Raw genomic sequence first — 26,184 nt, 5'->3', positions numbered from 1 at the left:
GAAATAAGGGGGGACATTTTTGGCACAAAAGCGAAAGACCACGCGACGTCGAAATACAAAGTCGACTAACCGGCGTAAAAAGGGACGTCAAAGCAGCGTTACATACACTGCCAATGCGGTAGGCCTCATCATGTTAACTTTGTGCCTTTTGGCGTTCTTTAAAGCTGGTTTCATTGGTAACTTAGCAGCCAATTTAATTCGTTTTGTGGTTGGTGATACTTATCCGTTTGTCAGTTTAGTTGGCTTAGCGGTTGGTTTGGCCTTATTGATCACTGGTCAGTTACCCAAAATTGCCAGCAAGTGGCTTTGGAGCATTGGAACGATGTATCTGGGAATATTGCTGTGGCTACACGTTGATTTATTTTTATCTGAAAATCAGCATACTGGTTTTTTGAGCTATACTTGGCAGCTGCTCAGCAGTGATTTAGTAAACAACAGTGTTAGTACTGCCGTGGGTGGTGGGACGCTTGGAGCGGTTTTGCTCGCAGTCACTCATTTTTTGGTAGCCTTCGGCGGTGCTAAAGTGATTGCTGTGCTGTTAGTCTTAATTGGGTTAATGATTGCCTTTAACGTTTCTGGTGCTCAGATTCTCAGGTGGGTACAAGTTGGGGGTCGATGGTTCGGCCGAACTGTTAAGAAAGTCGGTCAAACCTTGGTCCGAGGTATCGCAGGAATAAAACAGGCACGGTCAAAATCAACCAAACACCCAGCTAAAGCCAAACCTGCAAAAGTGGTATCGGCCACCGAAAAAGACTTGCCGACACCCGTTGCTGAGCGTCATTCAACTCCAGAACAGCGGGTAGAAACGAAATCACCAGATATTCCGATTAGTGTGGCAACCCGTAAAAACGAACCAGAACCGATCTCACCGCAGACGCTGGAAAAAGATAGTGAAGAATCCGAACCCACGATGATTTCAACGGTGGGGGATGATCCAAATTATCAGCTGCCTGGGACTGACCTATTAACGCCAATTCCGCAAAAGGATCAGCAGGATGATTACAAAACGATTGAAAAAAATACCAAAATTTTAAAGAAAACGTTGGACAGCTTTGGTGTTGACGCTGAAATTAAGCATGTTAATCTTGGCCCTTCCGTGACCGAGTATGAGCTTCATCCTGCAATTGGGGTGAAAGTGTCGCGAATTGTTAATTTAGCTGATGATTTAGCGCTAGCTTTGGCAGCCAAAGAAATTCGGATTGAAGCGCCAATTCCCGGCAAATCATTAATCGGTATTGAAGTCCCTAATAAGGAGATTTCAACCGTCTCATTCCGTGATGTGAGTGAAGCTGTTTCACATGGAGCAGCCCATCTATTGCAGGTACCGTTGGGTCGAGACGTGACGGGTAAGGTGATTACCATGGATCTGACCAAAATGCCGCATTTACTGATTGCCGGATCGACTGGTAGTGGGAAGTCTGTGGCAATTAATGGCATTATTACCAGTATCTTGATGAATGCCAAACCAAGTCAGGTCAAGTTAATGCTGATTGATCCCAAAAAAGTTGAACTCAGTGTGTATAATGGGATTCCACACTTACTGACACCAGTGGTTTCAGATCCTAAGAAGGCGGCTAAGGCATTACATAAGGTCGTCCACGAAATGGAACAACGTTATGATTTGTTTGCTAAAGTCGGGCAACGAAAGATTTCTGGTTATAATCAGTTTGTTCAAACGCAAAATGAAACCACTGATAAGCCGTTGCCCACCTTGCCATATATCGTTGTGATCGTTGATGAATTAGCTGATTTAATGATGACGGTTTCCAATGAAGTTGAAGATGCCATTATTCGCTTGGCTCAAATGGGACGTGCTGCTGGAATCCATATGATTTTAGCGACTCAACGGCCTTCGGTGGACGTCATCACCGGGTTAATTAAAGCAAACGTGCCATCCCGAATGGCATTTGCAGTTTCCAGTGGGGTTGATTCACGAACGATACTGGATTCTAATGGTGCTGAAAAGCTATTGGGACGAGGTGATATGCTTTATATGCCAGTTGACCAAAATTCACCGATTCGGATTCAAGGGGCGTATATCCCGGACAAGGATGTTCAACACGTTACTGATTTCATTCGCGATCAGCAGACTGCTGAATATGATGAGAACATGATGGTTAGTGATGAAGAGATTTCTGAAGAAGCCTCTCAATCAGATGATGATTTGTTTAACGATGCTTTGGCGTTTGTCGTTGATCAGCAGAAAGCTAGTACGTCGCTGTTACAACGCCACTTTAGAATTGGCTACAATCGGGCAGCTAGGTTGATTGATGATTTGGAACAGGGCGGCTTTATCGGCCCTCAAGACGGTAGTAAGCCACGTCAAGTCTACAAACAGAAGAACTCAGATGCGTAAATGAATCAATTAAAAAAGCTCCTGAAGTGATAAAAGGTCACACTTCAGAAGCTTTTTGTTTGTAATATGGGACGAACCCCCACCAAAGATTTAGCCAAACATGCCGATGGCTTGCAAGGCGCTTGCAACTAATGAACCCAAAGTTGCAATAATCATGATCCAAACAAGCACCATGGTAATTTTTTGGAAGGTTGATTTTTGTTTTTTTTGCATATCTGCACCACTTTTCATCTGTATTACTTCAAATAGTTTAACGTGGACGATTAAGAAATGCAATCTAGTTGCTAAACTTTCTTGATTTTAAACGACCGAATGCGGTAAAATTTCGGTTGTGTGTTAACTACGGAAACTGATAACTTTACGAAAGGACGGACTCCGGTGACTCAAATTATCATTCAAATTATTATACTGATAGCGGTCCTGTTCGTTCTGAGGATGTTTAGGGGCTTGATTCCCAAAGAACGGCGGCCTAAACTGCATCCAATCGATTGTTTACCCTTGCTCAGTCTTTGGTTTATCTGGCAATTATCCCACACGTGGCCCGATCCCTGGTTTGCCACCGCAATCTTTATTTGGATGATTATTTCAATCTTGTTGACCCTCTGGTGGGGATTATCCAAAGGTGAACTACTGTGGAATAAATTTCTTCTTTTTTATTGGCGACTGACCGATATTTTACTTTTTTTAACTTACCTTTTGACAGTAATTAGAGCTTTAATTAGTTAGTTGTTTAGCTGGCTAATCGCCTGCTATCCAAACCTTTCCCCGTTCAAACATTGTTTGGACGGTTTTTTTTTAAATTTATATAATTAATGCTTGGGGAGTTGTGGTAGAAAGTGGGGACCTGTGGTAAACTTTAGTTAAATTAGCGAGTAATTAGGAGGCGAGTCGAATGTTCATGGGAGAATTTGAGCATTCGATCGATACTAAGGGGCGGCTAATTATTCCGGCCAAATTTCGTAGTCAATTGGGGGAAGAATTTGTGATCACTCGGGGTATGGATGGCTGTTTGTTTGGCTATCCAATGGCTCAATGGGAGGTCATGCAAAAGCGGTTAAGTGCGTTACCGTTAAACAAGCGGGATGCGCGTGCTTTTGTTCGTTTTTTCTACTCCGCTGCGACGACGTGTTCGTTTGATAAACAGGGGCGGGTGAATCTGCCCCAAACATTGATCAAACATGCGGAATTGGCTAAACAGTGCGTTATTGTCGGTGTTTCAGACCGCTTTGAAATTTGGAGTCAAGAGCGCTGGCAGGCTTTTGCGGATAAAGCAGAAGAAAATTTTGATGACATTGCAGAAAACCTAATTGATTTTGATCTTTAGGATGAGGGAGAAGACTATGGCAGAGTTTCATCATCGAACCGTATTATTAAATGAAGCTGTCCGTGAACTGAATGTTCAGCCAGATGGCACATACGTAGATTGTACCCTTGGTGGTGGCGGTCATACTCATAAGATCCTCACGGAATTGACTACCGGTCATTTGTATTCATTTGATCAGGATCAAACAGCGATTGATTTTAACCAAGAACAGTTAGCACAGGACATTCAAGCGAATCGGTTGACTTTGATTCATGCTAACTTCAGGGATCTAAAAAAGGCCCTAGCGGAACAGCAGGTGGATCGCGTGGATGGCATTCTGTATGATTTGGGGGTTTCTTCACCTCAATTTGACGATGCTGATCGGGGTTTCAGTTATCGCTATGATGCACCACTGGATATGCGGATGGATCAAAGCGCTTCACTCACCGCACAAACAGTGGTTAACGAGTGGCCTTATCAAGACCTAGTTCGGATTTTTTACCGCTATGGCGAAGAAAAGTTTGCGAAGTCAATTGCCAGACGAATCGAAACAGTACGGGCTGAAAAGCCGATTGAGACGACTGGCGAGTTGGTAGAACTGATCAAAGAGGCCATTCCAGCGAAAGCTCGGCGGCATGGTGGTCATCCGGCTAAAAAAGTTTTTCAAGCGATTCGAATTGCTGTAAACGATGAGCTTTCAGCTCTTGAAGCATCACTGGAACAAGCGCTCACACTATTAAATCCTGGGGGTAGGATTTGTGTGATCACGTTTCAATCTTTGGAGGATCGTTTGGTTAAAACAATGTTTAAGGAAAAAAGCAGCTTGCCTGATTTACCAGCGGGTTTGCCTGTCGTTCCAGATAACTTGCAACCAGATTTTAAACTTATTACCCGCAAGCCAATTTTACCTGCTGAAGATGAGTTAGCAGAAAATCATCGTGCGCACAGTGCAAAACTGCGAGTAATTGAGCAAAAATGACGCTTTTATGATTTAATATTCTAAGGGATAGGATGATGATGAAGTATGGCTCAAAATAATTTGGCAACTCAATTTCAACCACAGGTGCTTCCAAAGCAACCGACACTTCCATTACATAGTCATTCAACACAGGTTGTCAGTAAGCCTGGAAGGCTCCCGTTTTCTAAGTTTGAAAAGTGCCTTTTAACTGTTGGGGGAATCGTTTTAATTGGCATGATGCTGATGTTGGTTAGTGCTACGATTGGTGTTTCATCCGCACAGCAACATTTACAAGACGTTAATACCCAGATAACCCATCTTGAAAATAAGAATACCAGTGACCGACAAACCATTAATGAGTTAATGAATCGTTCTCGATTGGAGAAAGTCGCTAAACAGAACGGCATGACACTTTCAAATAGTAAAGTAAGGAATGTGAATAAATGAAACAATCACCTAAACGAACGGTGACTAGCAAACAAGTGCGACGCAATCAGCGGGTTTTTGGACGAAGCCTGCTGGTGCTTTTCTCCTTAGCACTTTTGCTATTCATTGGTCGTTTTTCTTATATTGCAATTGGTAAGAACGTTCAAAACGTGAATTTAAGCAGTCAGGCCAAAAAACTATACACTGCAAATCAAACCTTAAAAGCGCAACGGGGTACTATTTATGATGATTCAAATCAACCCATAGCTGAAGATACTAGCACATATTCACTCTATGCGGTTTTGGATAAAAATCAGCGTTCTATTGCTGGTAAACCGATGTACGTTACTAATAAAATTAAAACGGCACAGGTGTTATCAAAGTATTTGCCAATCAGCGAAAAAAAGGCACTGGCTTATCTCACACCTGAGAGTAAGAATGCTTTTCAGGTTGAATTTGGCGCCGCAGGTCAGAATATATCGTTGACAACAAAGCAAAAAATTGACCGGGCACATTTAACTGGCCTGACCTTTGTCCAACGTCAAGCGCGACTATATCCTAACGGTATTTTTGCGTCTCACCTAATCGGTAACGTTACCTCGACGGCCAAGGGCCAATTAGTTGGCACCATGGGAATCGAAGGCGCGGATAATGATTTGTTAAAAGGGACAGATGGCTTCAAGAAAGTCAGCCAGGATAATAACGGTTATCAGATTCCTAATTCTAATCAAAAAGCTAAAAAGCCACGTAATGGGGATAATGTCTACACGACTCTTGACAGTAGATTGCAAACGTTACTAGAGACCCAAATGTCGGCTTTAGAAGATAAAACCCATGCTAAGACAATGAATGCGGTACTGATGAATGCTAAAACTGGGGCAATCGTAGCGGCCACTCAGCGGCCAACGTTTGATCCGCAAACTGGAAAAGGCTTGAATTCAGTTTGGCGTAATACGTTAATTCAGGATGCTTATGAACCTGGTTCAACCATGAAAGTCTTTACTATGGCGGCTTCCATCGACAGTGGTAACTATAATGGGAACGCCACTTATCAATCAGGACGGTATGAAATTGGTGGTCGTACAGTGCCTGACTGGAATCCTGGTGGGTGGGGAACAATTACCTATAACAAGGGTTTTGCACTTTCAAGTAACGTGGCCATGGCACATTTAGAGCAGCAAATGGGTGCCAAGACCTGGGAGAAATACATTAAACGATTTAAGTTCTTGCAATCAACCCACTTTGGTTTACCCGGTGAGCAAAGCGGTAATATCGCGTTTAACCGGACGATTGAACAAGCTGACACGGCGTTTGGACAAGGTATTCAAGTCACAGCAATTCAAATGATGCAGGGGTTATCTGCAATCGCGAATAATGGTAAAATGTTAAAGCCTTACCTTGTACGTAAGATTGTTGATCCAAATACTGGCAAAGTTGTGAAATCATACGGTAAGAAAGAAATTGGCCAGCCAGTCTCAGCAGCTACAGCCAAAGCGGTTCGTGACCATATGCAAGACGTTGTGTATAAGAAGTACGGGATTGGGTCTGACTATAAAATCAATGGTATTCGGGTTGCTGCTAAAACGGGTACGGCTCAAGTAAGTGACGGCAAATCGGGTTATTTGAGTGGCGACAACAGTTACCTCTATTCGGTTGCTGGTATGGCACCAGCAAAGAATCCAAAGTACGTGATGTACATTACCATGAAACAGCCAACCTTACCTGGCACTGAAACTGCGACTCAATTGATGGCAGACGTGTTTAAACCAGTCATGAAGCGCGCATTGCAAGAGGATACGACAACCAGCGATCAGAAGGCAGCGGATAAAATGCTGTCATACGTTAATCGGACTGCTTCTGGCGCTAAAAGTGACCTCGTCTCAAAGGGTTATAAAGTTACAACGATTGGGACTGGTACACGAGTTCTAAAACAATCGCCAGTTGCCGGACAGTCGCTTTTGACCAATCAACGTGTGATTTTAATTACCAGTGGTACGCAAAGCATGCCAGATTTAACCGGTTGGTCAGCGAGCGATGTTTTACGGCTTGGTCAAATGCTTGGGCTGAACGTCAAAACAAAGGGTAATGGATTCGTTTCAAAACAAAGTATTGCAGTTGGTAAACAGATTGGTCAATCTGACAAACTAACAGTTAGTTTAAAGTAACTCACTTCGTGGGGACATAAGAGGAGAAAGTCATGAGTTCGGTTTTATCATTTCTAATTAGTTTTGTGATTACTGCGGCGTTTATGCCAGCATTGATTCGTTATTTTCGTGCTAAACACGAAGGTCAAATGATTCGTGAAGAAGGGCCTTCGTGGCACGAAAAAAAATCAGGCACGCCAACTATGGGTGGTTTGATGTTTATTTTGGCCATCATCGTCGCCACCTTGATCAGTGGCGTGGTGTTTGGACAATTAGGTCCAGTGGCGCTGATCCTGCTGTTTATTTTGATTTTGTACGGCTTACTAGGGATGTGGGATGACTCCATCAAACTTTTCCGTCGGCAAAATGAAGGACTCAAGGCTTGGCAAAAGTTATTGGGCCAGATTATTGGTGGTGCGGTTTTCTTTGCCGTTTATCTCCACGAAGGCCTACCATTGTTACTGAAACTTCCTGGTATTGGTGCCGTTAATTTAGGCTTATTTGGCTACTTTTTGTTCATTTTGTTCTGGTTAGTTGGCTTTTCTAATGCCGTTAATTTAACGGATGGTTTGGACGGTCTGGTTGCAGGTGTAGCTTCTATTTCTTTTATTGCCTATGGTGTGATTGCCCTGCATCAGCATCAGTTAGATGTTGCAATGTTTTGTTTGGCAGTTGTCGGTGGTCTGCTAGCCTTCTTGATCTACAACCATAAGCCCGCTAAAATTTTTATGGGTGACATGGGATCATTAGCTCTAGGCGGTGCTTTGGCTGCTGTTTCAATCTTAGTTCATCATGAAGTTTCATTATTATGGATTGGCTTAATTTACGTCATTGAGACTGCTAGTGTGATTTTACAAGTCCTGTCGTTTAAGACGACTGGTAAGCGAATTTTCTTAATGTCGCCGATTCATCATCATTTTGAGATGAAGGGCTGGAGTGAATGGCGCATTGATATTACTTTTTGGTGTATTAGTGCCATAACAGCTGTTACAGGTATTTGGGTAATGTGGTAATTTTTTCAAGTGATTAATCGTATTAAAAATTAAATAGGTGGCGGACAAGGTATGAAGCGTATCAAGACGTATGAAGGTAAACGAGTGATTGTTGTTGGATTAGCTAAGAGTGGTTTAAATGCAGCTCGGCTGCTTAAAAAATTAGGGGCTGAAGTTACGGTTAGTGATCAGCAGCCTCTAGAAAAGAATTCAGAAGCAAAAGAGCTGCAAACCGAAGGCGGTTATACCATCTTGACGGGTGAGCAGGATCCTTCTCAACTTGATGCTGGCTTTGATTTAATGGTGAAAAATCCCGGGATACCCTATGATGTTCCATTGGTAAAAGCGGCTGTAGACGCAGGTCTACCAATCATTACGGAAATTGAACTAGCGAGTGAAATTGCGGATGCAGAATTGGTTGCCGTTACTGGTAGTAACGGCAAGACCACGACGACAACCATGATTACTAAAATGATGAATCAAGAACGACAGGTGGGAAAAAGTGCCTATGCTGGCAATATTGGCGTTCCAGCTTCCCAAGTTGCTCAGCAGCTGACAGATCAGGATACGCTGGTGATGGAAGTCTCCAGTTTCATGTTGTTAGGAACCACCCAGTTTCATCCACACATTGCAGTGCTAACTAATATTTTTGCCAATCATCTGGATTATCATAAGACTCGGGAAAATTACGTTAAGGCCAAGATGCGGATTACTCAAAATCAAACAGCTGACGACTATTTTGTCGTTAACTTTGATTCTGAAGAATTAGTTGGTTTAAGCCAGCAAAGCAAGGCTCAAATCGTGCCGTTTTCACGGCTCGCAAAAAGTAAGGATGGCGCCTATGAGCTTAATGGCACACTCTATTACAAAGACGAACCAATCATGGCCGCAGCTGACGTTAAAGTTCCTGGAGATCACAATATTGAAAATGCATTAGCGGCAATTGCCGTAGCTAAAATTAAGGGCCGTTCAAGCGAGGCCATCAAACACGTCTTAACGACCTTCAGTGGGGTGCGTCACCGAACCCAGTACGTACTGACCAGTGAGGGAAGAGAGTTTTATAACGATTCTAAGGCAACTGATATTGAAGCTACCGAGATGGCGTTGAAGGGATTTAAGGCGCCGGTTGTGCTTTTAGCCGGTGGCTTAGACCGGGGGTATACGTTTGAGCGGTTAGTGCCATTTTTCAAGGAACACGTTAAGGCGGTAGTCTTATTTGGCGAAACGAAAAATCTGTTGGCGGATGCTGCTAAGAAAGCCGGTATCAAACAGATTCAGTTTGCTGAAAATGCCGAGGCAGGGGTGCCAATGGCTTATCAAGATAGTGAACCAGGCGATATTATCTTATTGTCGCCAGCTAATGCCAGCTGGGATCAATACCCCAACTTTGAGGTTCGCGGTGACCGGTTTATTAAAGCCGTTGAAGAGTTAACTGGCAAGAAGGAGGAGAACTAATGCGATTAATGGTTTCTGGCGGCGGTACAGGCGGTCATATTTATCCGGCACTAGCGGTGATCAATGAATTAAAGCGGCAGGATCCTGACGCTGAAGTTCTCTATGTAGGTTCTCATCGGGGCATTGAAAGTAAAATTGTGCCAGATTTAGGAATCCCTTTCGAAGCCATGACGATTCAGGGCTTTAAGCGGTCATTGTCTTTAGAAAACTTCAAAACGGTTTACTTGTTTTTGAAGAGCGTCTATCAAGCTAAAAAGTTAGTTCGTTCCTTTAAGCCAGATGTTGTTCTTGGTACGGGCGGTTATGTTTCCGGTGCCGTTTTGTACGCTGCAGCTAAGCAGCACATTCCAACGGTGATCCATGAACAAAATAGCGTAGTTGGGATGACGAACAAGTTTCTCAGCCGATATGTGGATAAGATCGCCATTAATTTTGAGGATGCACGGGCTCAATTTCCAACTGATAAGGTTGTGATGACCGGTAATCCACGGGCACAGGAAGTAGCCAACATTCAAAGCCATTTCAGTTTATCAGCCTTTGACTTAAAGGATGATGTGCCAACGATTATGGTGGTTGGCGGCAGTCAAGGAGCTTTAAAGCTGAATCAAGTAATGGTTGAAGCATTGCCTGAATTGGCAAAGAAATCGTACCAAGTTGTTTTCGTAACGGGTCCCAAACGTTATGATCACGTTATGGATCAAGTCAATCAAATGGCTTCTGCTGAAAACATTTCCATCCAGTCATATATCAATAATATGCCGGAGGTGCTGCCAAAGCTTGCCGGAGTAGTTGGACGTTCTGGAGCGACAACCCTAGCAGAATTAACTGCGTTAGGGGTACCCTCAATTTTGATTCCAAGTCCATACGTGACAGCGGATCATCAAACTAAGAACGCCATGAGTTTGGTTAATGAGAATGCAGCGTTAATGATTAAAGAAGCCGATTTAACAAGTCAAACATTGGTTTCAGCCATGGATGAATTGATGAATGATGATCAGAAGCGTTCAGTAATGGCTGCGGCTGCAAAAAAACTTGGCAAACCTGAAGCTGCAACAGAAATGCTGTCACTTTTAAAAGAGGTTAGCCAATCGTAATATCGAGGTGAGTGCAAGATGAGTTTTAAAATCAATCGTGACAAATCAAAACGGCACGTTGCCATTACGCCATGGGAAAAGTACCAATCAGAGGAACGGCAGCGTGCGGCAGCTAAAAAGAATAACCGTGTACGGCGGATTGGCGCAAAATTGCCACGATTGAGACAACAGAAACATCGTCGTCTTGCACAACGAATGGGGATTTTAATCGGTATTTTTGGGATCGTTTTGTTAATCTCAGGTTATTACGTTTCACCGTTAAGCCACATCGGACGAATTAACGTTATTGGTAACCACGCGCTTTCAAAGTCGCAAGTGGTCAAAATTAGCGGTATCAAACAGGGTGATTCAATATACCGAGTCGTTGGAAAGGAACAACGTTTGAGTAAGAAGGCTGAAAACCGTACGCCGAGGGTGAAAAAGATTGCTTTTTCCGTTGCCCATTTCAACCAACTCACTATCCGTGTGAAGGAATATGCCACGGCAGGGTTTGTGCCAGCTAACGGTTACTACCGGGTTGCGTTAACTAGCGGCGTGATTTCAAACGAGCGCGAACAACAGCCAACGGGCAGTTATCCGGTTTACGATAAGTTTAAGTCATCTAAGCAACTTTCTAAAATGATTCAGCAGTATGCAAAACTTTCCCCAAAGATTCAGACTGGGATTTCTGAAATTCAGTTTTCACCAACGAAATCGAATTCCCAAAGGGTTCATTTATACATGAATGACGGCAATGAAGTTTATGCATCGATTTCAACTTTTGCTAGTAAAATGGCGTACTATCCCAGTATTGCGGCTAAAATGTCGCATAAAGGTATTGTGAACTTAGAGATTGGCGCTTATTCATATTCATTTTAGGATGAGGAATAAACCAAATTATTCCAGAGTTAGTGAAAGCGTTTTTACATTTTGCACGTCATTGCGCAATACAAGGGCAATAATGCCTTTTTTAACCAGTGGTGTTTGTGGTAAACTGGAAAGTAAAATAAGACTTTTCATGAGCATTCATCAAATCGAAATCGGAGGAGGTTCCTGCTACTATGGATACTTCAGGCATGTATGTAGGACTTGATATCGGAACAACCTCAATTAAAGTCATCGTGGCAGAGTATTTAGAGGGACAGCTGAACGTACTGGGCGTGGGTAATGAACGTGCAGCCGGGCTTAGCCGGGGCGTAATCGTGGACATTGACAAAGCAAGTGAAGCGATTAAACGAGCAGTAAAAGCTGCTGAAGAAAAAGCCAGCATTCAGATTCACGATGTGATTGTAGGTATTTCGGCAAATATGTTAAAAATTGAACCAGTTACGGGTATGATCGCCATTGGTGATCAGGCACGTGAGATTACTGATCAAGATGTTAGAGATGTTGCATCCGCAGCGATTATACAGAATTTACCACCAGAACGAGAAATTATTAATTTAGTACCGGATGAATTTATCGTCGATGGTTTTGATGGTATTAAGGATCCGAGATCAATGGTTGGTGTTCGTTTAGAGATGAACGGCATGCTGTTTACTGGCCCTAAGACAATCGTACATAACACAAAAAAAGCGGTTGAGCAGGCAGGGTTGAACGCACAACTGGCTGTTGTCAGTCCGATTGCTCAAGGGTTAAGCATTTTGAGTGATGGCGAACAGGATTTTGGGACTGTTCTTCTGGATTTAGGCGGTGGACAGAGTACCGCAGCGGTGATTCACGATCACCGGTTGAAGTTCGCAGAGGTTGATCCTGAGGGCGGAGATTATATTACCAAGGATATTTCGGTGGTTCTGAACACTTCCATAGAGAACGCTGAAAAATTAAAGCGTAACTATGGCTTCGCTGATTCATCTCGTGCATCTGAGGATAACCAATTTCCAGTTGACGTTGTCGGCCAGAGCAGACCAAGCGATATTTCAGAAAAGTATTTAGCAGAGATTATTGAAGCACGCTTGATGCAGATCTTAGGGAAACTTAAGAAACGTTTAGATGCAACGAACGCGTTATCTTTGCCGGGCGGGATCGTTTTGACCGGTGGTGTAGCAGCACTTCCAGGCATTACTGAATTGGCTCAGGACGTTTTTGATGTACCGGTCAGAGTGTCGATTCCTGATCAAATGGGACTTCGGCATCCGTCGTTCACCCAAGCGTTGTCGCTAGTTAACTATCGTGGCAAGATGGGTGAGGTCGCTTTGCTGGTTCAATCAGCTTTAGCGGGTAATGATCAATTGGCTTCACAAGTTGAAACGCGGCCTGAACCGCAACAGAACCTGGAAGTAAGTGATACACGACATGTTAAACCTGCTCAAAGTCGTACTACTAAGTCGAATAAGCCGAAAAAACAACGTGGACAGGGGATCAGGAAATTCTTTACGGATTTCTTTGATTAACCCGATTACTGGAGGGATTTAAAAATGGAATTTTCGTTAGATTCAACACAAAACCGAGGAGCCAATATTAAAGTTATTGGTGTTGGTGGCGGTGGCAGTAATGCCGTCAACCGGATGATTACAGAAGATGTTAAAGGTGTCGAGTTTATTGTTGCCAATACTGATGTGCAAGCATTAGAGGCATCGAAAGCTGAAACTAAGATTCAATTAGGACCTAAGCTGACTCGTGGGCTAGGTGCTGGATCTAATCCTGAGATTGGAACGAAAGCAGCTCAGGAAAGCGAAGATCAAATCAGTGAAGCATTAGCTGGTGCTGACATGGTGTTTGTCACTGCTGGTATGGGTGGCGGGACCGGTAACGGGGCCGCACCTGTTGTTGCAAAATTAGCCAAGGAACAGGGTGCGTTGACCGTTGGTGTTGTTACTCGGCCATTTACTTTTGAAGGGCCTAAACGCTCTCGTTTTGCCGCTGAGGGTGTTGCAGCAATGAAGGAAAACGTGGATACGTTAATCGTCATTGCTAATAACCGTTTACTTGAAATTGTCGACAAGAAGACGCCAATGATGGAAGCCTTCCAAGAAGCTGATAATGTTCTTCGTCAAGGGGTGCAAGGGATTTCAGATTTGATTACCAGTCCAGGATACGTCAACTTGGATTTTGCGGACGTTAAAACGGTTATGCAGGATCAAGGTGCCGCTTTGATGGGTGTTGGTTCTGCCAATGGTGAAAACCGGACAGAAGACGCTACTAAGAAGGCCATTTCTTCACCACTGCTTGAAGTTTCTATTGATGGTGCTGAGCAAGTGCTGTTAAACATTACCGGTGGGCCAGATCTGTCCTTGTTTGAAGCACAGGCAGCCTCAGAGATTGTTTCGTCGTCAGCTACCAGTGATGTGAACATTATTTTTGGGACGTCAATTGATGAAAACCTCGGTGATGAAGTTCGGGTAACTGTCATTGCTACTGGTATCGATAAAAAGAAGAACTCCGGTAAGACCCGTACAGCTCGTCGTTTGGCGGATGACTCAACACCAGCTGATAATTCGCATCGTAACAATGACGATAGTCAAATGGATAGTTTTAATGCTGGTCAGAGTGGTCAAAATCAAGCGTCAACTGAATCACGTCGACCAGCATCTAACGAATTTGATGGTGTTTCAAAACCTGATTTTAGCGTTTTTAACAATGATGAGCATACTTCAAATTCATCGGATGATGATACTAGTCTTGATACACCGCCATTTTTCAAACATCGTCGTAAAAACGATTAGTGTATTAGCGGGTACCCCTGATAAATAGCGAAAGGAGCGTTTTTCATGGGAAAATTTAGTATGAGTCGCTTTTTCGGTATGGACGATAATTACGAAGATGATGCTGAAACCTCCCAGGACACTCAGCAACAGCTTGCTGATCAACCATTGGCACATAATTTTCATCAACGTCATGAGGATAATAAGGTTGTTTCGTTAAATGCGCCACGTGCAACCACTAGTAAAGCTAGTAAAATCTCACTATTTGAACCGCGATTGTATGCGGATGTGCAAGATATTGCTAGCCAGCTGTTGAATCAACAGGCTGTGATCGTAAATTTTGGTCGGATTGATGATGATAATGCCCGTCGAATCGTTGATTTTCTAACGGGAACTGTGTTCGCTATTGATGGTGATATTGAACGAATTGGGGATGCAATCTTTTTATGCACGCCCAAGAACTTTGAAATAACTGGAGATCTCTCAGCCACTCTTGGTGAGAAGTTGAAGTAAGGAGTGAGTATTTGGTCGCGTTTGTGACGTTTATTTTTTGGCTGCTAGGTAAGGCAATTGATCTTTACATGATGGCCATTGTTGTTTATGCGTTATTGAGCTGGTTTCCAGGGGCTTATCAGACTAAACTAGGACAGCTTTTAGGTGCAATTGTTGAACCGTTTCAACGCTGGTTTAGTTTTGCAACCATTGGGATGATTGGCTTTGCACCATTGGTTGCCATCTTTGTTTTGAGTATTGTTCGTGGCGGACTAGCCTATCTTGAACAAATTATTTTTCGACTTATGGGAATGTAGTAGGAGGAGTTGACTTTGGCTGATCGCATTGCGCAGCATTTTCGGATAGAAGAAGCACCTTTCATTGAAAGTGCAACGGGTTGGATTCAACAGGCCAGTGATGAGTATCGGCCAATTTTGACCCATTTTTTAAATCCGAGACAGCAATATATTTTATCAACGTTGGTTAACAGTGATTCAGAACTGAAGTTGAGTTTTCAGGGTGGTTACCTTGGCGCAGAAATGAAGCGGGCTGTTATTTACCCGACGTATGTTGATTCAGCTGATCTCGATTTTGAAATTAATTTGTATGATATTGATTATCCAAGGAAGTTCACCCAGCTTCAGCATGGTCAGATACTTGGGTCCATACTTGGTGCTGGCATAGATCGGGATGTCCTTGGCGACATTATTACTGACGGTGATCACTGGCAGTTCTTTATTACTGCGGATATGAGTCGCTACGTTGTTTCTCAAGTGGACCGAATGGGCAAAATTAAGATTCGGCTGAATCAGGTGGCATTAGAGGATCATCTGATCCCACTTGATGCTTGGGAAGAAGAAAGTACAACACTTTCATCAACCCGACTTGATAACGTAGTAGCGACTGGTTTTCATCTTTCAAGACACCACGCTAAAGAGTTAATAGAAGCTGGTCGAATTCAACTGAACTGGAATGATTTTGACCGGCCTGATTATCAATTAGAGCACCAAGACATCATTTCAGTTCGCGGTTTCGGACGGGTTAGATTGACAAGTGTTAACGGCGTGACCAAGAAGGATAAGCTAAAAGTCACACTGGCAGTGCTGCATAAATAATTGCAATCGGGGAGGAACAAGCAATGGTACTTAGCCCATTAGACATTCATAATAAAGAGTTTTCAACAAAGCTACGGGGATATAATGTTGATGAAGTTAATGACTTTTTAGAGCAGATTATTAAGGACTATCAGATTACTTTAGATCAAAATAAAAAGTTAAAGGATCAGTTAGATGCTGCAGAAGAAAAGCTAAAATACTTTAATGATTTGAAAGATTCGTTGAATCAATCCATTATCGTGGCGCAAGAAGCGGCTGATAAGGTAAAATCAAACTCACAAAAAGAAGCTGAAATCATTAACCAAGAGGCTCAAAAACAGGCTACTGACACGATCAGTGAGGCTTCTGACAAGGCTAACCAATTGATTTCTGAAGCTTCTAAGCGGGCACAAAACCTAGCTGTTGAGACGGATGATCTGAAGAAGAGTACCCGGGTTTTTCGTCAGCGGTTGCAAGTTATGCTTGAAAGTCAGTTGGCGGAAATCAAGAGTGATAGCTGGGATAACCTGCTTAAAGATGATGGCTCATCGACTTATGATGAGATTCAGGCTGCAATTAAGCAGAACGGGCTTGACAATGAGAATGATGATGGCGTAAACTCGACTTCACAGGCAGATGATCAGTCAGATTCATCAGATGAGATTTATGATGCTGACCAGCCAGTCGATCCTAATAAGGATCAAGAGACTGAGACAGTTGTTATTTTCCCTGATGATGAGTCTAACAAATAGCCTGCAGTTAAACTTTAATGCGGTATGGAGAACAGAAAGCATAGCAGCAAGTTTCAGAGAGCCGGTGTGATGGTGGAAATCCGGTAACCCCTACTGATATGCAGATCATCTTCTAGCTGTCTGACTGAAACGTAAGTCAGAACGGGTCGGCTCCGTTAACGGCTAAGATAAGAGAGTTATTGATTCTAAAATTGGGTGGTACCACGAAGACTTCGTCCCTTGGGTGAGGCCTTTTTTTGTACCATCTGATAATTCGAGGAGGGACCCTAATTGCGGGTAAAAGACACACTGAATTTGGGCAAGACCAAGTTCAAAATGCGCGGTAATTTACCAGTCAAAGAAGCTGAACGTCAAAAGGCTTGGGCTGATAATAAAGTGTACCAATTGCGACAAAAATTAAACGAAGGTAAACCAACGTTTATCTTACATGATGGCCCACCATATGCTAACGGTGATATTCATATGGGTCATGCATTGAACAAGATTTCTAAAGATTTTATTGTTCGTTACAAGTCAATGAATGGTTTTCGGGCACCATACGTTCCTGGTTGGGACACACATGGTTTGCCAATTGAACAAAAGTTGACACAACAGGGTTATGATCGTAAGAAGATGTCTACGGTTGAGTTCCGGAAGTTATGCCGGAAATATGCTCTGGAACAAGTTGACCGTCAACGTGAAGAATTCAAGCGCTTAGGTGTTGCTGGTGACTGGGATGATCCATATCTGACCTTAAAGCCAGAATTTGAAGCGCAAGAAGTTCGTGTTTTTGGTGCTTTTGCTAAACGTGGTTTGATTTTTAAGGGTAGAAAACCAGTTTATTGGTCATGGTCATCTGAATCAGCAATGGCCGAGGCCGAAGTTGAATATCACGACGTTACTTCGCCTTCAGCTTACTACGGCGAACAAGTGGTTGATGGCAAGGGTGTCTTGGAAAACGACAATACATACATGGTTGTTTGGACAACGACGCCATGGACGATTCCCGCTTCTGCAGGGATCACAGTTGGTGCCGATTTTGATTACTCCGTTGTTCAGCCTAAAGGCGATGATCGTAAGTTCGTTTTAGCAACTGAATTAGTTGATCAGTGTGCTGAGAAATTCGGTTGGGAAGACGTTAAGACTCTGAAAGTTGTCAAGGGTAAGGAACTCGACCGGACTTTGACACAACACCCATTCTATCCAGAACGTAAGTTGGTTACCATGTTAGGTGATTTCGTTACCTTGGATGATGGTACTGGACTTGTTCATACCGCTCCTGGTCTTGGTGAAGATGACTTCAACGTCGGTAAAGAATACGGCCTCGATGTTATCGTCCCAGTTGATGATAAGGGTTATATGACCAGTGAAGCTGGTCCTGATTTTGAAGGTGTTTTCTACGACGATGCCAACAAGATTTCGTTGGATAAGTTAAAAGAAGCAGGTCTGATGTTGGACTACATGCCATATAAGCATAGTTACCCATTTGATTGGCGGACTAAGAAGCCAGTTATTTTCCGGGCAACACCACAATGGTTTGCGTCAGTTGATAAGATGCGTGATGAAATTTTGGCTGCCATTGATGACGTTCAGTTCTTCCCAGATTGGGGTAAGAAACGTCTGCACAACATGATTCGTGATCGTGGCGACTGGGTCATTTCACGGCAACGTGTTTGGGGCGTTCCGCTGCCAATTTTCTACGGTGAAGATGGTGAAGCCATTATCACACCAGAAACGATTGAACACGTAGCTCAGTTATTTGAGAAGTACGGCTCAGACGTTTGGTTTGACCGTGATGCTAAGGACTTGTTACCAGAAGGCTTTACATCACCACATTCACCAAACGGCAAGTTTACTAAAGAAACTGACATTATGGATGTTTGGTTTGATTCTGGTTCATCTCACCAAGGAGTATTGGTTGAACGACCAGAATTGGAATACCCAGCTGACCTTTATCTTGAAGGTTCAGATCAATATCGCGGCTGGTTCAATTCAAGTTTGATTACCAGTGTTGCCGTTTCAGGCCACGCACCATACAAAGCGGTTCTATCACAAGGCTTTACGCTTGATGGTGAAGGCCACAAGATGAGTAAGTCGTTGGGTAACACGATTGCGCCTGCAGAAGTTATCAAGCAGATGGGGGCTGAAATCGTCCGTCTGTGGGTTGCTTCCGTTGATAGTAGCGCTGATGTGCGGGTTTCCATGGATGCCTTCACGAAGATTTCTGATTCTTACAAGAAGATCAGAAATACCATGCGGTACATGTTAGCTAACACTAGTGACTTCGATCCAAAGACCGATGCCGTACCCGTTGAAGACTTAGCTTCTGCTGATAAGTACATGTTGGCACAGTTTAACCAGTTTGTTGAAAGCGTCAAGGGTCACTACGATCAATATGATTTCTTGGATATTTACAAGGAATTAATGAACTTCGTGATTTCTGACCTCTCGGCATTCTACTTAGACTTTGCTAAGGATATCTTGTACATCGATGCTAAGGATAGCCATTCACGGCGTTCAATGCAGACTGTGCTTTATGATATTGCAGCAGGGATGACGAAGTTGCTGACACCAATTTTGCCACATACGGCAGAAGAGATTTGGCCATTTCTGAAGGAACCTGAAGACTACGCGCAATTAGCTGATATGCCAACTGTTCAACACTTTGACAATGAAGATCAGTTAGTAGCTAACTGGGACGACTTCATGGAATTACGTTCCGATGTCTTGAAGTCCTTGGAAGAAGCCCGTGATCAAAAACTGATTGGGAAAGCTTCTGAAGCCAAGTTGACCTTATACTTGGATGACAAGCAGACTCAGTTATTGAATGACTTGGATACGGATGTCCGTCAGGTACTATTGGTATCTGGATTAACGGTTGCTTCAATGGCAGATGCTCCTGCAGATGCCGAGAACTTCAATGATGGTGTTGCCGTTGTTGTTGCGGAAGCGGATGGCGAAGTTTGTGAACGTTGCCGGATGACTCGTGAAACGGTCGGCGATGACAAGGACTACCCTCATTTCTGTGATCGTTGTGCGAAAATTGTGCGCAAGGAATTCCCAGAAACAGTTGGCGTAGATTTCGACGAAAAATAATTTTAATTAATCAGAACGAGAATGGGACGACGAATGTACGCCTCATTCCCGTTCTTTTTAGTTATTAGTGCCAGTAATCGTCATTTTTTTATTAATAGTTCGCTTTACAGGAACCGTTACCTTGATTTAAATAGGCATGGTAGTTTAGAATAAAAAGCGAGTTATTTCATCATTTAACTGTTTTGATTGAAGAAAAGATGTCTTATGGTGAAATTTGATGGTGGTTGAGGCTAATTCGATGCTACTTAGTTTTCAAGAAAAATGATGTTTTAAAACTAAATGATGAACGCAACTTGAATGGAGTGGCAGTATGATAAAAGGAAAAGTAGAACGGTATAATGAACAAAGTGGTTTTGGCTTCATCAAAAGTGAAGCAGGTGAAACGGTTTTTGTTCACTATACGGGAATTGAAATGGCCGGGTTCAAGAAATTAACGCCGGGGCAAGAAGTCGAATTCGTTGTTGTTGAAGGTCAAAAGGGGCCGATGGCAGCACGCGTGCGGTTAATCCGAGAAGAAAAACACGCTGATTCTGAAGAATAGCCTCAAGACTGACTGACAAGGGGTGAGTGAATGAATCTAGAAGAAAAAGTTGTGGCACATGACGCTATTTACGATGGCGCCATTATTAATGTTGAACGGCAAACGGTTGAATTGCCAAACGGTGAAAAAGCCTACCGTGAAATCGTACATCATTCCGGTGCCGTGGCGGTTATGGCGATTACGGACGAAAATAAAATGATTTTAGTTCGTCAGTGGCGTTCCCCCATTGGTCGCAGTACACTGGAAATTCCAGCTGGAAAGTTGGATCAGCGTGATGAAGCAGATCCTAAACATGCGGCTATTAGGGAACTAAATGAAGAGATTCGGCTGCACCCTGATCATCTAGAACGACTAGCTGGTTTTTATTCATCGGTTGGTTTTTCCGATGAATACATGACGTTATATTTAGCGACTGATTTACAGCCGGTCCACTCTGAGCTTCCTCGTGATCAGGGTGAAAACCTGAAAATTAAGGCTTATTCCCTGGATGAGTTGAAGGCGATGGTTGCCAATGGTGAAATCGAAGATGCTAAAACGGTGATGGCCGTTTGGCGTTTTGAGATGATGGCATTGAAGAAGTAGGTGATACGTATCGCATATCAAGATGATGATCAGTCAAATAACGATGAACGACCGTTGAGCCGCAGTGCTTATCGAGAAGAGCAACGTCGTAAGCAAGAAGAATTTGACCGACGTGACCGTGAGCGGTTGAGGGCGGAAAGACGTTATGCCAAGGAACATAGCGAACCAGAGTATGATCCAAAACAGGAAGAAGCGGCAGCAACTGATAAGATCAACCATTTGAAGCGCCGGTTAAATTGGGCTATTTTTTGGTTAGTTCTGGGAGTTATCGCGGTCTTTTTAATCCTATTTTTTGTTGAATTTTAAACTGATAAAGTGAGGGCAATATTATGAAATACGGTATTTTATGTGCCATGGATGAAGAAATTGAAACGTTGAAAAAAGCGCTGACTCACGATTATATCGTTGACGTTTCAGGCGTATCCTTTTATCAAGGCACCATTAACGACCAAGAAGTGGTATTAGTTCGTTCTGGAATTGGTAAAGTTCAGGCGGGGCTGACAACAGCACTGTTGATTACCAAGTTCCACGTGGACGTCGTGATTAATTCTGGTTCCGCTGGCGGGATTGGTCAAGGACTGCATGTTGGCGACGTTGTTTTGTCTACACAAACCGCGTATCATGACGTTGACGCACGGGCATTTGATTACGTTTACGGTCAACTACCGGGACAGCCAGCTCGGTTTGATGCCGATAAAGAGTGGGTTGCTCGGCTAGAGAAGGCTGCTGAATCGACTGGCTTAAACGTTAAAACTGGGCTGATTGTTTCTGGTGATCAGTTTATCGCCAGTCATGAACAAATAGCGCAAATCTTAAAACATTTTCCGGATGCCTTGTCTAGTGAAATGGAAGGGGCTGCGGTTGGTCAGGTTGCTCATCAGTTCAACACACCTTACGTCGTTGTTCGGGCCATGTCTGATGTCGGTGATGAGAACGCAGGTGTTAGCTTTGACGACTTCATTATTGAAGCTGGTAGGCGCTCAGCTCAAATGTTATTGGCTTTGTTTGCAGCTTAATTGATAGAAGGGGGTTTTAAAGTGGAAGAAATTTATTTAGATAACGCGGCGACTACCCCAATTTCAGAGGAAGTTCTTGCTGAGATGACGGATAAGCTGCAGAATGTTTATGGTAACGCCTCGACTTTATATGGTTTAGGACGTCAGGCACACACGGTACTCGAAAACAGTCGTCAAGTGATTGCTCAAAGCATTAATGCTGACGAAGATGAGATAATTTTCACAAGTGGTGGCACTGAAAGTGATAATACAGCAATCATGCAGACTGCTTATGCTCGCCAGTCACTAGGGAAACACATTATTACCACTGCAGTTGAGCATGAAGCGGTTTTGAAACCACTGCACTTTTTGGAAGAGCAAGGCTTTGAAGTCACATATTTGCCAGTGGATGAAACCGGTCAAATCAGTTTGGATGATTTGAAACAGGCTTTACGTGACGACACGATTTTGGTTACGATTATGACGGGTAATAATGAAGTTGGCACTCATATGCCAATTCACGAAATTGGTGAGTTATTAAAAGATCATCAGGCTTGGTTCCATACGGATGCGGTTCAAGCTTACGGTTTATTAGATATCGATGTTAAACGCGATCATATTGATATGCTGTCTACCTCTGCCCATAAGATTAACGGACCTAAAATGGTCGGTTTCTTATACCGTAAAACGGGCGTCAACTTTCCTAGTTTTGTTAAGGGTGGCGACCAGGAAGAAAAGCGGCGTGCCGGTACCGAAAACGTGCCAGGAATTGCTGGTCTAGCAGCTGCCGTTAAAACCATCACCACTGAAGAAAAAGCCCATCGTCAAGCTAAATATTATCAGTTTAAGCAAGAAATCGTTCAGGGTTTAACGGATGCTGGTGTTGAATTCGAAGTGAATGGTTCATTAGATCGAAACAATCTGCAACACGTTTTGAATCTTTGGATCAAAGGCATTTCAACTTACGTCATGCAAACCAACCTTGATTTAGCAGGTATTGCTGTCTCTGGCGGTTCTGCATGTACAGCGGGGTCAATCGAACCTTCTCACGTGTTGACGGCTATGTTTGGTGAAGATAGTCCACGAATTTCAGAATCGATTCGAATCAGTTTCGGTCGCTACACGACTGAAAAGGATATTTCAGCGCTGATAACTAATATTTCAAAAATTGTGTCTCGCGTAAAGGCACGCAGTGAGGTGAAGTAAGATGGCATTTAATCAAACATCCAAATTACAGGGTGATGACCAAGCTTATACAATTAGTGACGGCATCAAGAAGTTTTCACTTAGAGACGTGGGTTTCGTTGAAAGCAAAAACGGCAGCTTTACGTTGAAACGGTCCTTAGATCCAACTTCCCCCTATAGTGCGACGGTTGAATTAAAAGTCACGGTTAACCCGGAGTTAAATGGTTTTAAAATGGCTGCTGTGGCAGGTAATGGTCTACGGGAAGTTAACATCTTCAAAATGGAGCGTAAAGACGCCTTTCTTGAACAGTTCCACTACATCATGGAAAATTTGGCAGAACGTGAGATCATCGTACCAGTAAAGGACTAAACGCTTGCAATAGCAGTGATTGGCGTGTATTATCATTTATACTGGATTTTTGCGACCTTCAACTCGTGGATTCTCCAGAATCTGTTTATGAAGTGATGGTGATTTTATGCAAGACAACAGCCAAACACGTGTGGTTGTCGGCATGAGTGGCGGGGTAGACTCTTCAGTTGTCGCCCTACGGCTCAAGCAGCAGGGGTATGACGTTGTTGGTGTGTTCATGAAAAACTGGGACGACACTGACGAAAACGGCGTCTGCACAGCGACGGAAGATTACAAGGACGTGGCTAAAGTTGCTGCCAAGATTGGTATTCCTTACTACTCTGTTAACTTTGAAAAAGAGTATTGGGACCGGGTCTTTACTTATTTCTTAGATGAATATAAGAAGGGCCGGACGCCTAATCCTGATGTGATCTGTAATAAGGAAATCAAGTTCAAGGCGTTTTTAGACTACGCTTTGGATCTTGGTGCCGACTATATCGCGACTGGACATTATGCTCAGCTAAACCGCGATGCAGATGGTCATATGCACTTAATGCGTTCGGTAGATACCAACAAGGATCAGACTTACTTCCTTAGTCAGCTTTCCACTGAGCAGCTGGATCGGGTGATGTTCCCAATCGGGGATATTACTAAACCAGAAGTTCGTCGTATTGCCGAAGAAGCTGGTCTGGCGACTGCTCACAAGAAGGATTCCGTTGGGATCTGCTTTATTGGTGAGAAAAACTTCAAGTCCTTCCTAGGACATTACCTACCAGCAACGCCTGGTAAGATGATGACGGTTGACGGTGAAGTCAAGGGCGAGCACGCTGGCTTGATGTACTACACCATTGGTCAGCGTCGTGGCCTTGGTATTGGTGGTGATGGTGAGGATAACGAGCCATGGTTCGTTATCGGCAAAGATTTAAAGAAGAACGTTCTTTATGTCGGCAAAGGGTATCACAATGAGCACCTGTATGCCACTCACTTAGATGCTTCAGATATTCACTGGGTCAACAACATTGATCGTGGTCAGGATTTCCGAGCAACTGCTAAGTTCCGCTATCGTCAGGTTGATACTGGCGTGACCGTTCACCTTTCTGATGATCGTCAGAAGGTCACGGTAGAGTTTGATGATCCAGTCCGGGCAATTACGCCAGGTCAGGCCGTTGTATTTTACGATGGTCAAGAATGCTTAGGAAGCGCCATTATTGACGCAGCTTATAGCAAGAGTCGTCAACTTCAATACGTTTAAATTATAATCGAACCAGCTTGAGTTCTTCGCTGAACTTGGGTTGGTTTTTTTGAGTTAACCTGTCATAATAGTACTGATTTATTTTTTTACCATCATCAGTTGAGAGGGAAGAATATTGAGATTATTTTTTTTGCGACATGGTAAAACTGAGTGGAACCTTGAATCACGATATCAGGGTGCTGGTGGTGATTCGCCACTCTTACCGGAAAGTTATGACGAGATTAAACAAGCGGGGGCTTATTTAAGACAGTTTAAGTTTGCCCATGTATACGCCAGTCCGATTAAACGAGCACGGGATACGGCAAGAACGGTGCGTCAGTATTTGCCTGGTCAACCAGCGCTAAGTTTGGTGAGCCGGCTGGAAGAGTTTCATCTGGGTAAAATGGAAGGTATGTTATTTAAGGAAGCTCAGGCACGCTTTCCTGAGGAATTTGATGCCTTTCGTAATGCACCAGATAAATATCAACCAGTTGAAATTGGCGGTGAAAGTTTTCAAGAGCTCATTGATCGGATGACACCTGCTATTCAAGCCATCGTTAAGAACTATCCAAACGATGATCAAAATGTGTTGATTGTAAGCCATGGTGCTGCGCTTAATGCTGAGATCAATGCCTTATTGGGGACACCGCTGGCCCATTTACGAGACCGCGGTGGCTTGAGTAATACGTCAACAACGATTTTAGAAACGCATGATTCCGGTGCACACTATCAGTTAATTGCCTGGAATAAAACGGATTATTTGAAACGCAAACTTGATGCAACAGACACCATTTAGAGAGGCGACACTATGACTGAAACGGATAATCAAGCAGAAACTGCTCAAAAAAAAGCAGAACGAGATGCAAAGCAAAAAGAATCAGAACGGTTATTACACCGATTGATTCAAGAAATTGATAATGATCCTGACAACTACCATACTTATTACGATTTGGGAGCCCTATTAGTCAACCTTAAGAGTTATTCTCAAGCAGAGGAACTCATGATGAAAGCGCTGGGATTATTTGCTGATAAGAGTCGCGCTGCCAAGGATACGTTAACGTATGGCTTGGGGAACGTATATTATGAGGCCGGTGAATACCAAAAGGCAATTGTACAGTTTAATAAGGTTAAAGATAGCAAGCTCAAAAGTGATGCCTATCTGATGCTTTCACAAAGCTATATGGGAAATAACGACCATAAAACGGCACTGGCTTTTGCATTGACAGCCGCGGAGAATCATCAGCAGGATCCGCAAGTTAATCAGCTCATTGCGGATAATTTGCTGGCAGTGGGCAGTTTTAAGGACGCTGCTAAGTATTACGATAAAACCTTAGCCAGCGATCCCAAAAATGGTCACGCACAATTTGACCGTGGGATTGCCGCTGTTGTGATGGGCGAAGATGCTACTGAATACTTTGAACAGGCTCAGAAACTAGACCCGAAGTACTATGAAAATGGTCAGTCGCGGTTGGCTGATATTCAAGCCGTGCTCACCAAGAAGAAAGATGATCAAGCAAAGGATTAAGCTGAAAGTGGG

The 26,184-nt window shown here is 43.4% G+C and carries 27 protein-coding genes; 26 read left to right on the top strand and 1 reads right to left on the bottom strand.

The genetic code is table 11. The annotated features are described in order from the left end of the window. The first annotated feature begins 19 nt into the window (after positions 1-19). A complete protein-coding gene (locus tag AC6H04_RS07445; protein WP_497571108.1) occupies positions 20-2,356 on the top strand; it encodes an FtsK/SpoIIIE family DNA translocase in 2,337 nt (778 codons plus the stop codon). A gap of 90 nt (positions 2,357-2,446) precedes the next feature. On the opposite strand, the gene AC6H04_RS07440 is transcribed toward AC6H04_RS07445, so the two are convergent. Continuing rightward, a complete protein-coding gene (locus tag AC6H04_RS07440) occupies positions 2,447-2,569 on the bottom strand; it encodes a DUF4044 domain-containing protein (RefSeq protein ID WP_098825221.1) in 123 nt (40 codons plus the stop codon). A gap of 120 nt (positions 2,570-2,689) precedes the next feature. Between AC6H04_RS07440 and AC6H04_RS07435 the strand changes: the two genes are divergently transcribed. The 25 genes from AC6H04_RS07435 (at position 2,690) to AC6H04_RS07315 (ending at position 26,172) form a co-directional block, all read left to right on the top strand. Then, positions 2,690-3,082: a DUF3397 family protein gene (locus tag AC6H04_RS07435; RefSeq protein ID WP_497571107.1), complete on the top strand. Its 393-nt coding sequence runs from the start codon at positions 2,690-2,692 to the stop codon at positions 3,080-3,082. Positions 3,083-3,248: 166 nt separating this feature from the next. After that, positions 3,249-3,680: a division/cell wall cluster transcriptional repressor MraZ gene (gene mraZ, locus AC6H04_RS07430; RefSeq protein ID WP_497571106.1), complete on the top strand. Its 432-nt coding sequence runs from the start codon at positions 3,249-3,251 to the stop codon at positions 3,678-3,680. A gap of 16 nt (positions 3,681-3,696) precedes the next feature. Next, positions 3,697-4,638: a 16S rRNA (cytosine(1402)-N(4))-methyltransferase RsmH gene (gene rsmH / locus AC6H04_RS07425; RefSeq protein ID WP_497571105.1), complete on the top strand. Its 942-nt coding sequence runs from the start codon at positions 3,697-3,699 to the stop codon at positions 4,636-4,638. Positions 4,639-4,683: 45 nt separating this feature from the next. Continuing rightward, positions 4,684-5,064 carry a cell division protein FtsL gene (gene ftsL, locus AC6H04_RS07420; RefSeq protein WP_497571104.1) on the top strand — a complete coding sequence of 127 codons (381 nt, stop codon included), beginning with the start codon at positions 4,684-4,686 and terminating at the stop codon, positions 5,062-5,064. Continuing rightward, the gene (locus AC6H04_RS07415; protein ID WP_497571103.1) at positions 5,061-7,208 is read left to right on the top strand and encodes a penicillin-binding transpeptidase domain-containing protein; all 2,148 of its coding nucleotides are present in this window, start codon (positions 5,061-5,063) and stop codon (positions 7,206-7,208) included. The genes ftsL and AC6H04_RS07415 overlap by 4 nt, the downstream gene beginning before the upstream one ends. A 32-nt stretch (positions 7,209-7,240) precedes the next feature. Then, the gene (mraY, locus tag AC6H04_RS07410; protein WP_497571102.1) at positions 7,241-8,200 is read left to right on the top strand and encodes a phospho-N-acetylmuramoyl-pentapeptide-transferase; all 960 of its coding nucleotides are present in this window, start codon (positions 7,241-7,243) and stop codon (positions 8,198-8,200) included. A gap of 51 nt (positions 8,201-8,251) precedes the next feature. Continuing rightward, on the top strand, positions 8,252-9,634 hold the full coding sequence (murD, locus tag AC6H04_RS07405; RefSeq protein WP_497571101.1) for a UDP-N-acetylmuramoyl-L-alanine--D-glutamate ligase: 1,383 nt from the start codon (positions 8,252-8,254) through the stop codon (positions 9,632-9,634). Beyond that, positions 9,634-10,728 carry an undecaprenyldiphospho-muramoylpentapeptide beta-N-acetylglucosaminyltransferase gene (gene murG, locus AC6H04_RS07400; protein WP_497571100.1) on the top strand — a complete coding sequence of 365 codons (1,095 nt, stop codon included), beginning with the start codon at positions 9,634-9,636 and terminating at the stop codon, positions 10,726-10,728. Before murD ends, murG begins: the two co-directional genes overlap by 1 nt. A gap of 18 nt (positions 10,729-10,746) precedes the next feature. Continuing rightward, entirely contained in the window at positions 10,747-11,586 is an 840-nt protein-coding gene (locus AC6H04_RS07395; RefSeq protein WP_497571099.1) for a cell division protein FtsQ/DivIB, read from the top strand. Between the two features lie 182 nt (positions 11,587-11,768). Next, a complete protein-coding gene (gene ftsA, locus AC6H04_RS07390) occupies positions 11,769-13,100 on the top strand; it encodes a cell division protein FtsA (protein WP_497571098.1) in 1,332 nt (443 codons plus the stop codon). A gap of 24 nt (positions 13,101-13,124) precedes the next feature. Next, positions 13,125-14,372 carry a cell division protein FtsZ gene (ftsZ, locus tag AC6H04_RS07385; protein ID WP_497571097.1) on the top strand — a complete coding sequence of 416 codons (1,248 nt, stop codon included), beginning with the start codon at positions 13,125-13,127 and terminating at the stop codon, positions 14,370-14,372. Positions 14,373-14,417: 45 nt separating this feature from the next. Further along, positions 14,418-14,864, top strand: coding sequence for a cell division protein SepF (locus tag AC6H04_RS07380; protein ID WP_497571096.1), 447 nt, complete (start codon positions 14,418-14,420; stop codon positions 14,862-14,864). Between the two features lie 11 nt (positions 14,865-14,875). Beyond that, positions 14,876-15,160, top strand: a complete 285-nt coding sequence (locus AC6H04_RS07375; protein WP_497571095.1) for a YggT family protein — start codon at positions 14,876-14,878, stop codon at positions 15,158-15,160. Between the two features lie 15 nt (positions 15,161-15,175). Further along, positions 15,176-15,958 carry a YlmH family RNA-binding protein gene (locus AC6H04_RS07370; RefSeq protein ID WP_497571094.1) on the top strand — a complete coding sequence of 261 codons (783 nt, stop codon included), beginning with the start codon at positions 15,176-15,178 and terminating at the stop codon, positions 15,956-15,958. A gap of 23 nt (positions 15,959-15,981) precedes the next feature. After that, complete coding sequence (locus AC6H04_RS07365) at positions 15,982-16,689, top strand: DivIVA domain-containing protein (protein WP_497571093.1); 708 nt, start codon at positions 15,982-15,984, stop codon at positions 16,687-16,689. A gap of 270 nt (positions 16,690-16,959) precedes the next feature. Beyond that, positions 16,960-19,764 carry an isoleucine--tRNA ligase gene (ileS, locus tag AC6H04_RS07360; protein ID WP_497571092.1) on the top strand — a complete coding sequence of 935 codons (2,805 nt, stop codon included), beginning with the start codon at positions 16,960-16,962 and terminating at the stop codon, positions 19,762-19,764. A 310-nt stretch (positions 19,765-20,074) separates the two neighbouring features. Then, positions 20,075-20,305, top strand: coding sequence for a cold-shock protein (locus AC6H04_RS07355; RefSeq protein ID WP_497571091.1), 231 nt, complete (start codon positions 20,075-20,077; stop codon positions 20,303-20,305). 30 nt (positions 20,306-20,335) lie between these two features. After that, positions 20,336-20,887 (top strand): NUDIX hydrolase, encoded by a 552-nt coding sequence (locus AC6H04_RS07350; RefSeq protein WP_497571090.1) that lies wholly within the window; start codon positions 20,336-20,338, stop codon positions 20,885-20,887. After that, positions 20,888-21,193, top strand: a complete 306-nt coding sequence (locus AC6H04_RS07345) for a hypothetical protein (protein WP_497571089.1) — start codon at positions 20,888-20,890, stop codon at positions 21,191-21,193. 23 nt (positions 21,194-21,216) lie between these two features. After that, positions 21,217-21,903 (top strand): 5'-methylthioadenosine/adenosylhomocysteine nucleosidase, encoded by a 687-nt coding sequence (locus AC6H04_RS07340; protein ID WP_497571088.1) that lies wholly within the window; start codon positions 21,217-21,219, stop codon positions 21,901-21,903. A gap of 21 nt (positions 21,904-21,924) precedes the next feature. Continuing rightward, positions 21,925-23,088, top strand: a complete 1,164-nt coding sequence (locus AC6H04_RS07335; RefSeq protein ID WP_497571087.1) for a cysteine desulfurase family protein — start codon at positions 21,925-21,927, stop codon at positions 23,086-23,088. Position 23,089: 1 nt separating this feature from the next. Continuing rightward, positions 23,090-23,437, top strand: coding sequence for a DUF1831 domain-containing protein (locus tag AC6H04_RS07330; protein ID WP_497571086.1), 348 nt, complete (start codon positions 23,090-23,092; stop codon positions 23,435-23,437). A 106-nt stretch (positions 23,438-23,543) separates the two neighbouring features. Continuing rightward, positions 23,544-24,668: a tRNA 2-thiouridine(34) synthase MnmA gene (gene mnmA, locus AC6H04_RS07325; RefSeq protein WP_497571085.1), complete on the top strand. Its 1,125-nt coding sequence runs from the start codon at positions 23,544-23,546 to the stop codon at positions 24,666-24,668. Positions 24,669-24,780: 112 nt separating this feature from the next. Next, positions 24,781-25,443 (top strand): histidine phosphatase family protein, encoded by a 663-nt coding sequence (locus AC6H04_RS07320; RefSeq protein WP_497571122.1) that lies wholly within the window; start codon positions 24,781-24,783, stop codon positions 25,441-25,443. A 12-nt stretch (positions 25,444-25,455) separates the two neighbouring features. Continuing rightward, positions 25,456-26,172: a tetratricopeptide repeat protein gene (locus tag AC6H04_RS07315; RefSeq protein ID WP_497571084.1), complete on the top strand. Its 717-nt coding sequence runs from the start codon at positions 25,456-25,458 to the stop codon at positions 26,170-26,172. The last annotated feature ends 12 nt before the right edge of the window (positions 26,173-26,184 follow it).

The sequence above is a fragment of the Secundilactobacillus sp. MJ173 genome, from assembly GCF_059704265.1.
This window is presented reverse-complemented; position numbering and strand designations above follow the sequence as displayed.

Excerpts from the sequence above, each read along its gene's own strand:
- AC6H04_RS07440 (WP_098825221.1), bottom strand. The coding sequence starts at position 2,569 with ATGCAAAAAAAACAAAAATCAACCTTCCAAAAAATTACCATGGTGCTT.
- mraZ (WP_497571106.1), top strand. The coding sequence starts at position 3,249 with ATGTTCATGGGAGAATTTGAGCATTCGATCGATACTAAGGGGCGGCTA.
- rsmH (WP_497571105.1), top strand. The coding sequence starts at position 3,697 with ATGGCAGAGTTTCATCATCGAACCGTATTATTAAATGAAGCTGTCCGT.
- ftsL (WP_497571104.1), top strand. The coding sequence starts at position 4,684 with ATGGCTCAAAATAATTTGGCAACTCAATTTCAACCACAGGTGCTTCCA.
- AC6H04_RS07415 (WP_497571103.1), top strand. The coding sequence starts at position 5,061 with ATGAAACAATCACCTAAACGAACGGTGACTAGCAAACAAGTGCGACGC.
- mraY (WP_497571102.1), top strand. The coding sequence starts at position 7,241 with ATGAGTTCGGTTTTATCATTTCTAATTAGTTTTGTGATTACTGCGGCG.
- murD (WP_497571101.1), top strand. The coding sequence starts at position 8,252 with ATGAAGCGTATCAAGACGTATGAAGGTAAACGAGTGATTGTTGTTGGA.
- murG (WP_497571100.1), top strand. The coding sequence starts at position 9,634 with ATGCGATTAATGGTTTCTGGCGGCGGTACAGGCGGTCATATTTATCCG.
- AC6H04_RS07395 (WP_497571099.1), top strand. The coding sequence starts at position 10,747 with ATGAGTTTTAAAATCAATCGTGACAAATCAAAACGGCACGTTGCCATT.
- ftsA (WP_497571098.1), top strand. The coding sequence starts at position 11,769 with ATGGATACTTCAGGCATGTATGTAGGACTTGATATCGGAACAACCTCA.
- ftsZ (WP_497571097.1), top strand. The coding sequence starts at position 13,125 with ATGGAATTTTCGTTAGATTCAACACAAAACCGAGGAGCCAATATTAAA.
- AC6H04_RS07380 (WP_497571096.1), top strand. The coding sequence starts at position 14,418 with ATGGGAAAATTTAGTATGAGTCGCTTTTTCGGTATGGACGATAATTAC.
- AC6H04_RS07365 (WP_497571093.1), top strand. The coding sequence starts at position 15,982 with ATGGTACTTAGCCCATTAGACATTCATAATAAAGAGTTTTCAACAAAG.
- AC6H04_RS07355 (WP_497571091.1), top strand. The coding sequence starts at position 20,075 with ATGATAAAAGGAAAAGTAGAACGGTATAATGAACAAAGTGGTTTTGGC.
- AC6H04_RS07350 (WP_497571090.1), top strand. The coding sequence starts at position 20,336 with ATGAATCTAGAAGAAAAAGTTGTGGCACATGACGCTATTTACGATGGC.
- AC6H04_RS07340 (WP_497571088.1), top strand. The coding sequence starts at position 21,217 with ATGAAATACGGTATTTTATGTGCCATGGATGAAGAAATTGAAACGTTG.
- AC6H04_RS07330 (WP_497571086.1), top strand. The coding sequence starts at position 23,090 with ATGGCATTTAATCAAACATCCAAATTACAGGGTGATGACCAAGCTTAT.
- mnmA (WP_497571085.1), top strand. The coding sequence starts at position 23,544 with ATGCAAGACAACAGCCAAACACGTGTGGTTGTCGGCATGAGTGGCGGG.
- AC6H04_RS07315 (WP_497571084.1), top strand. The coding sequence starts at position 25,456 with ATGACTGAAACGGATAATCAAGCAGAAACTGCTCAAAAAAAAGCAGAA.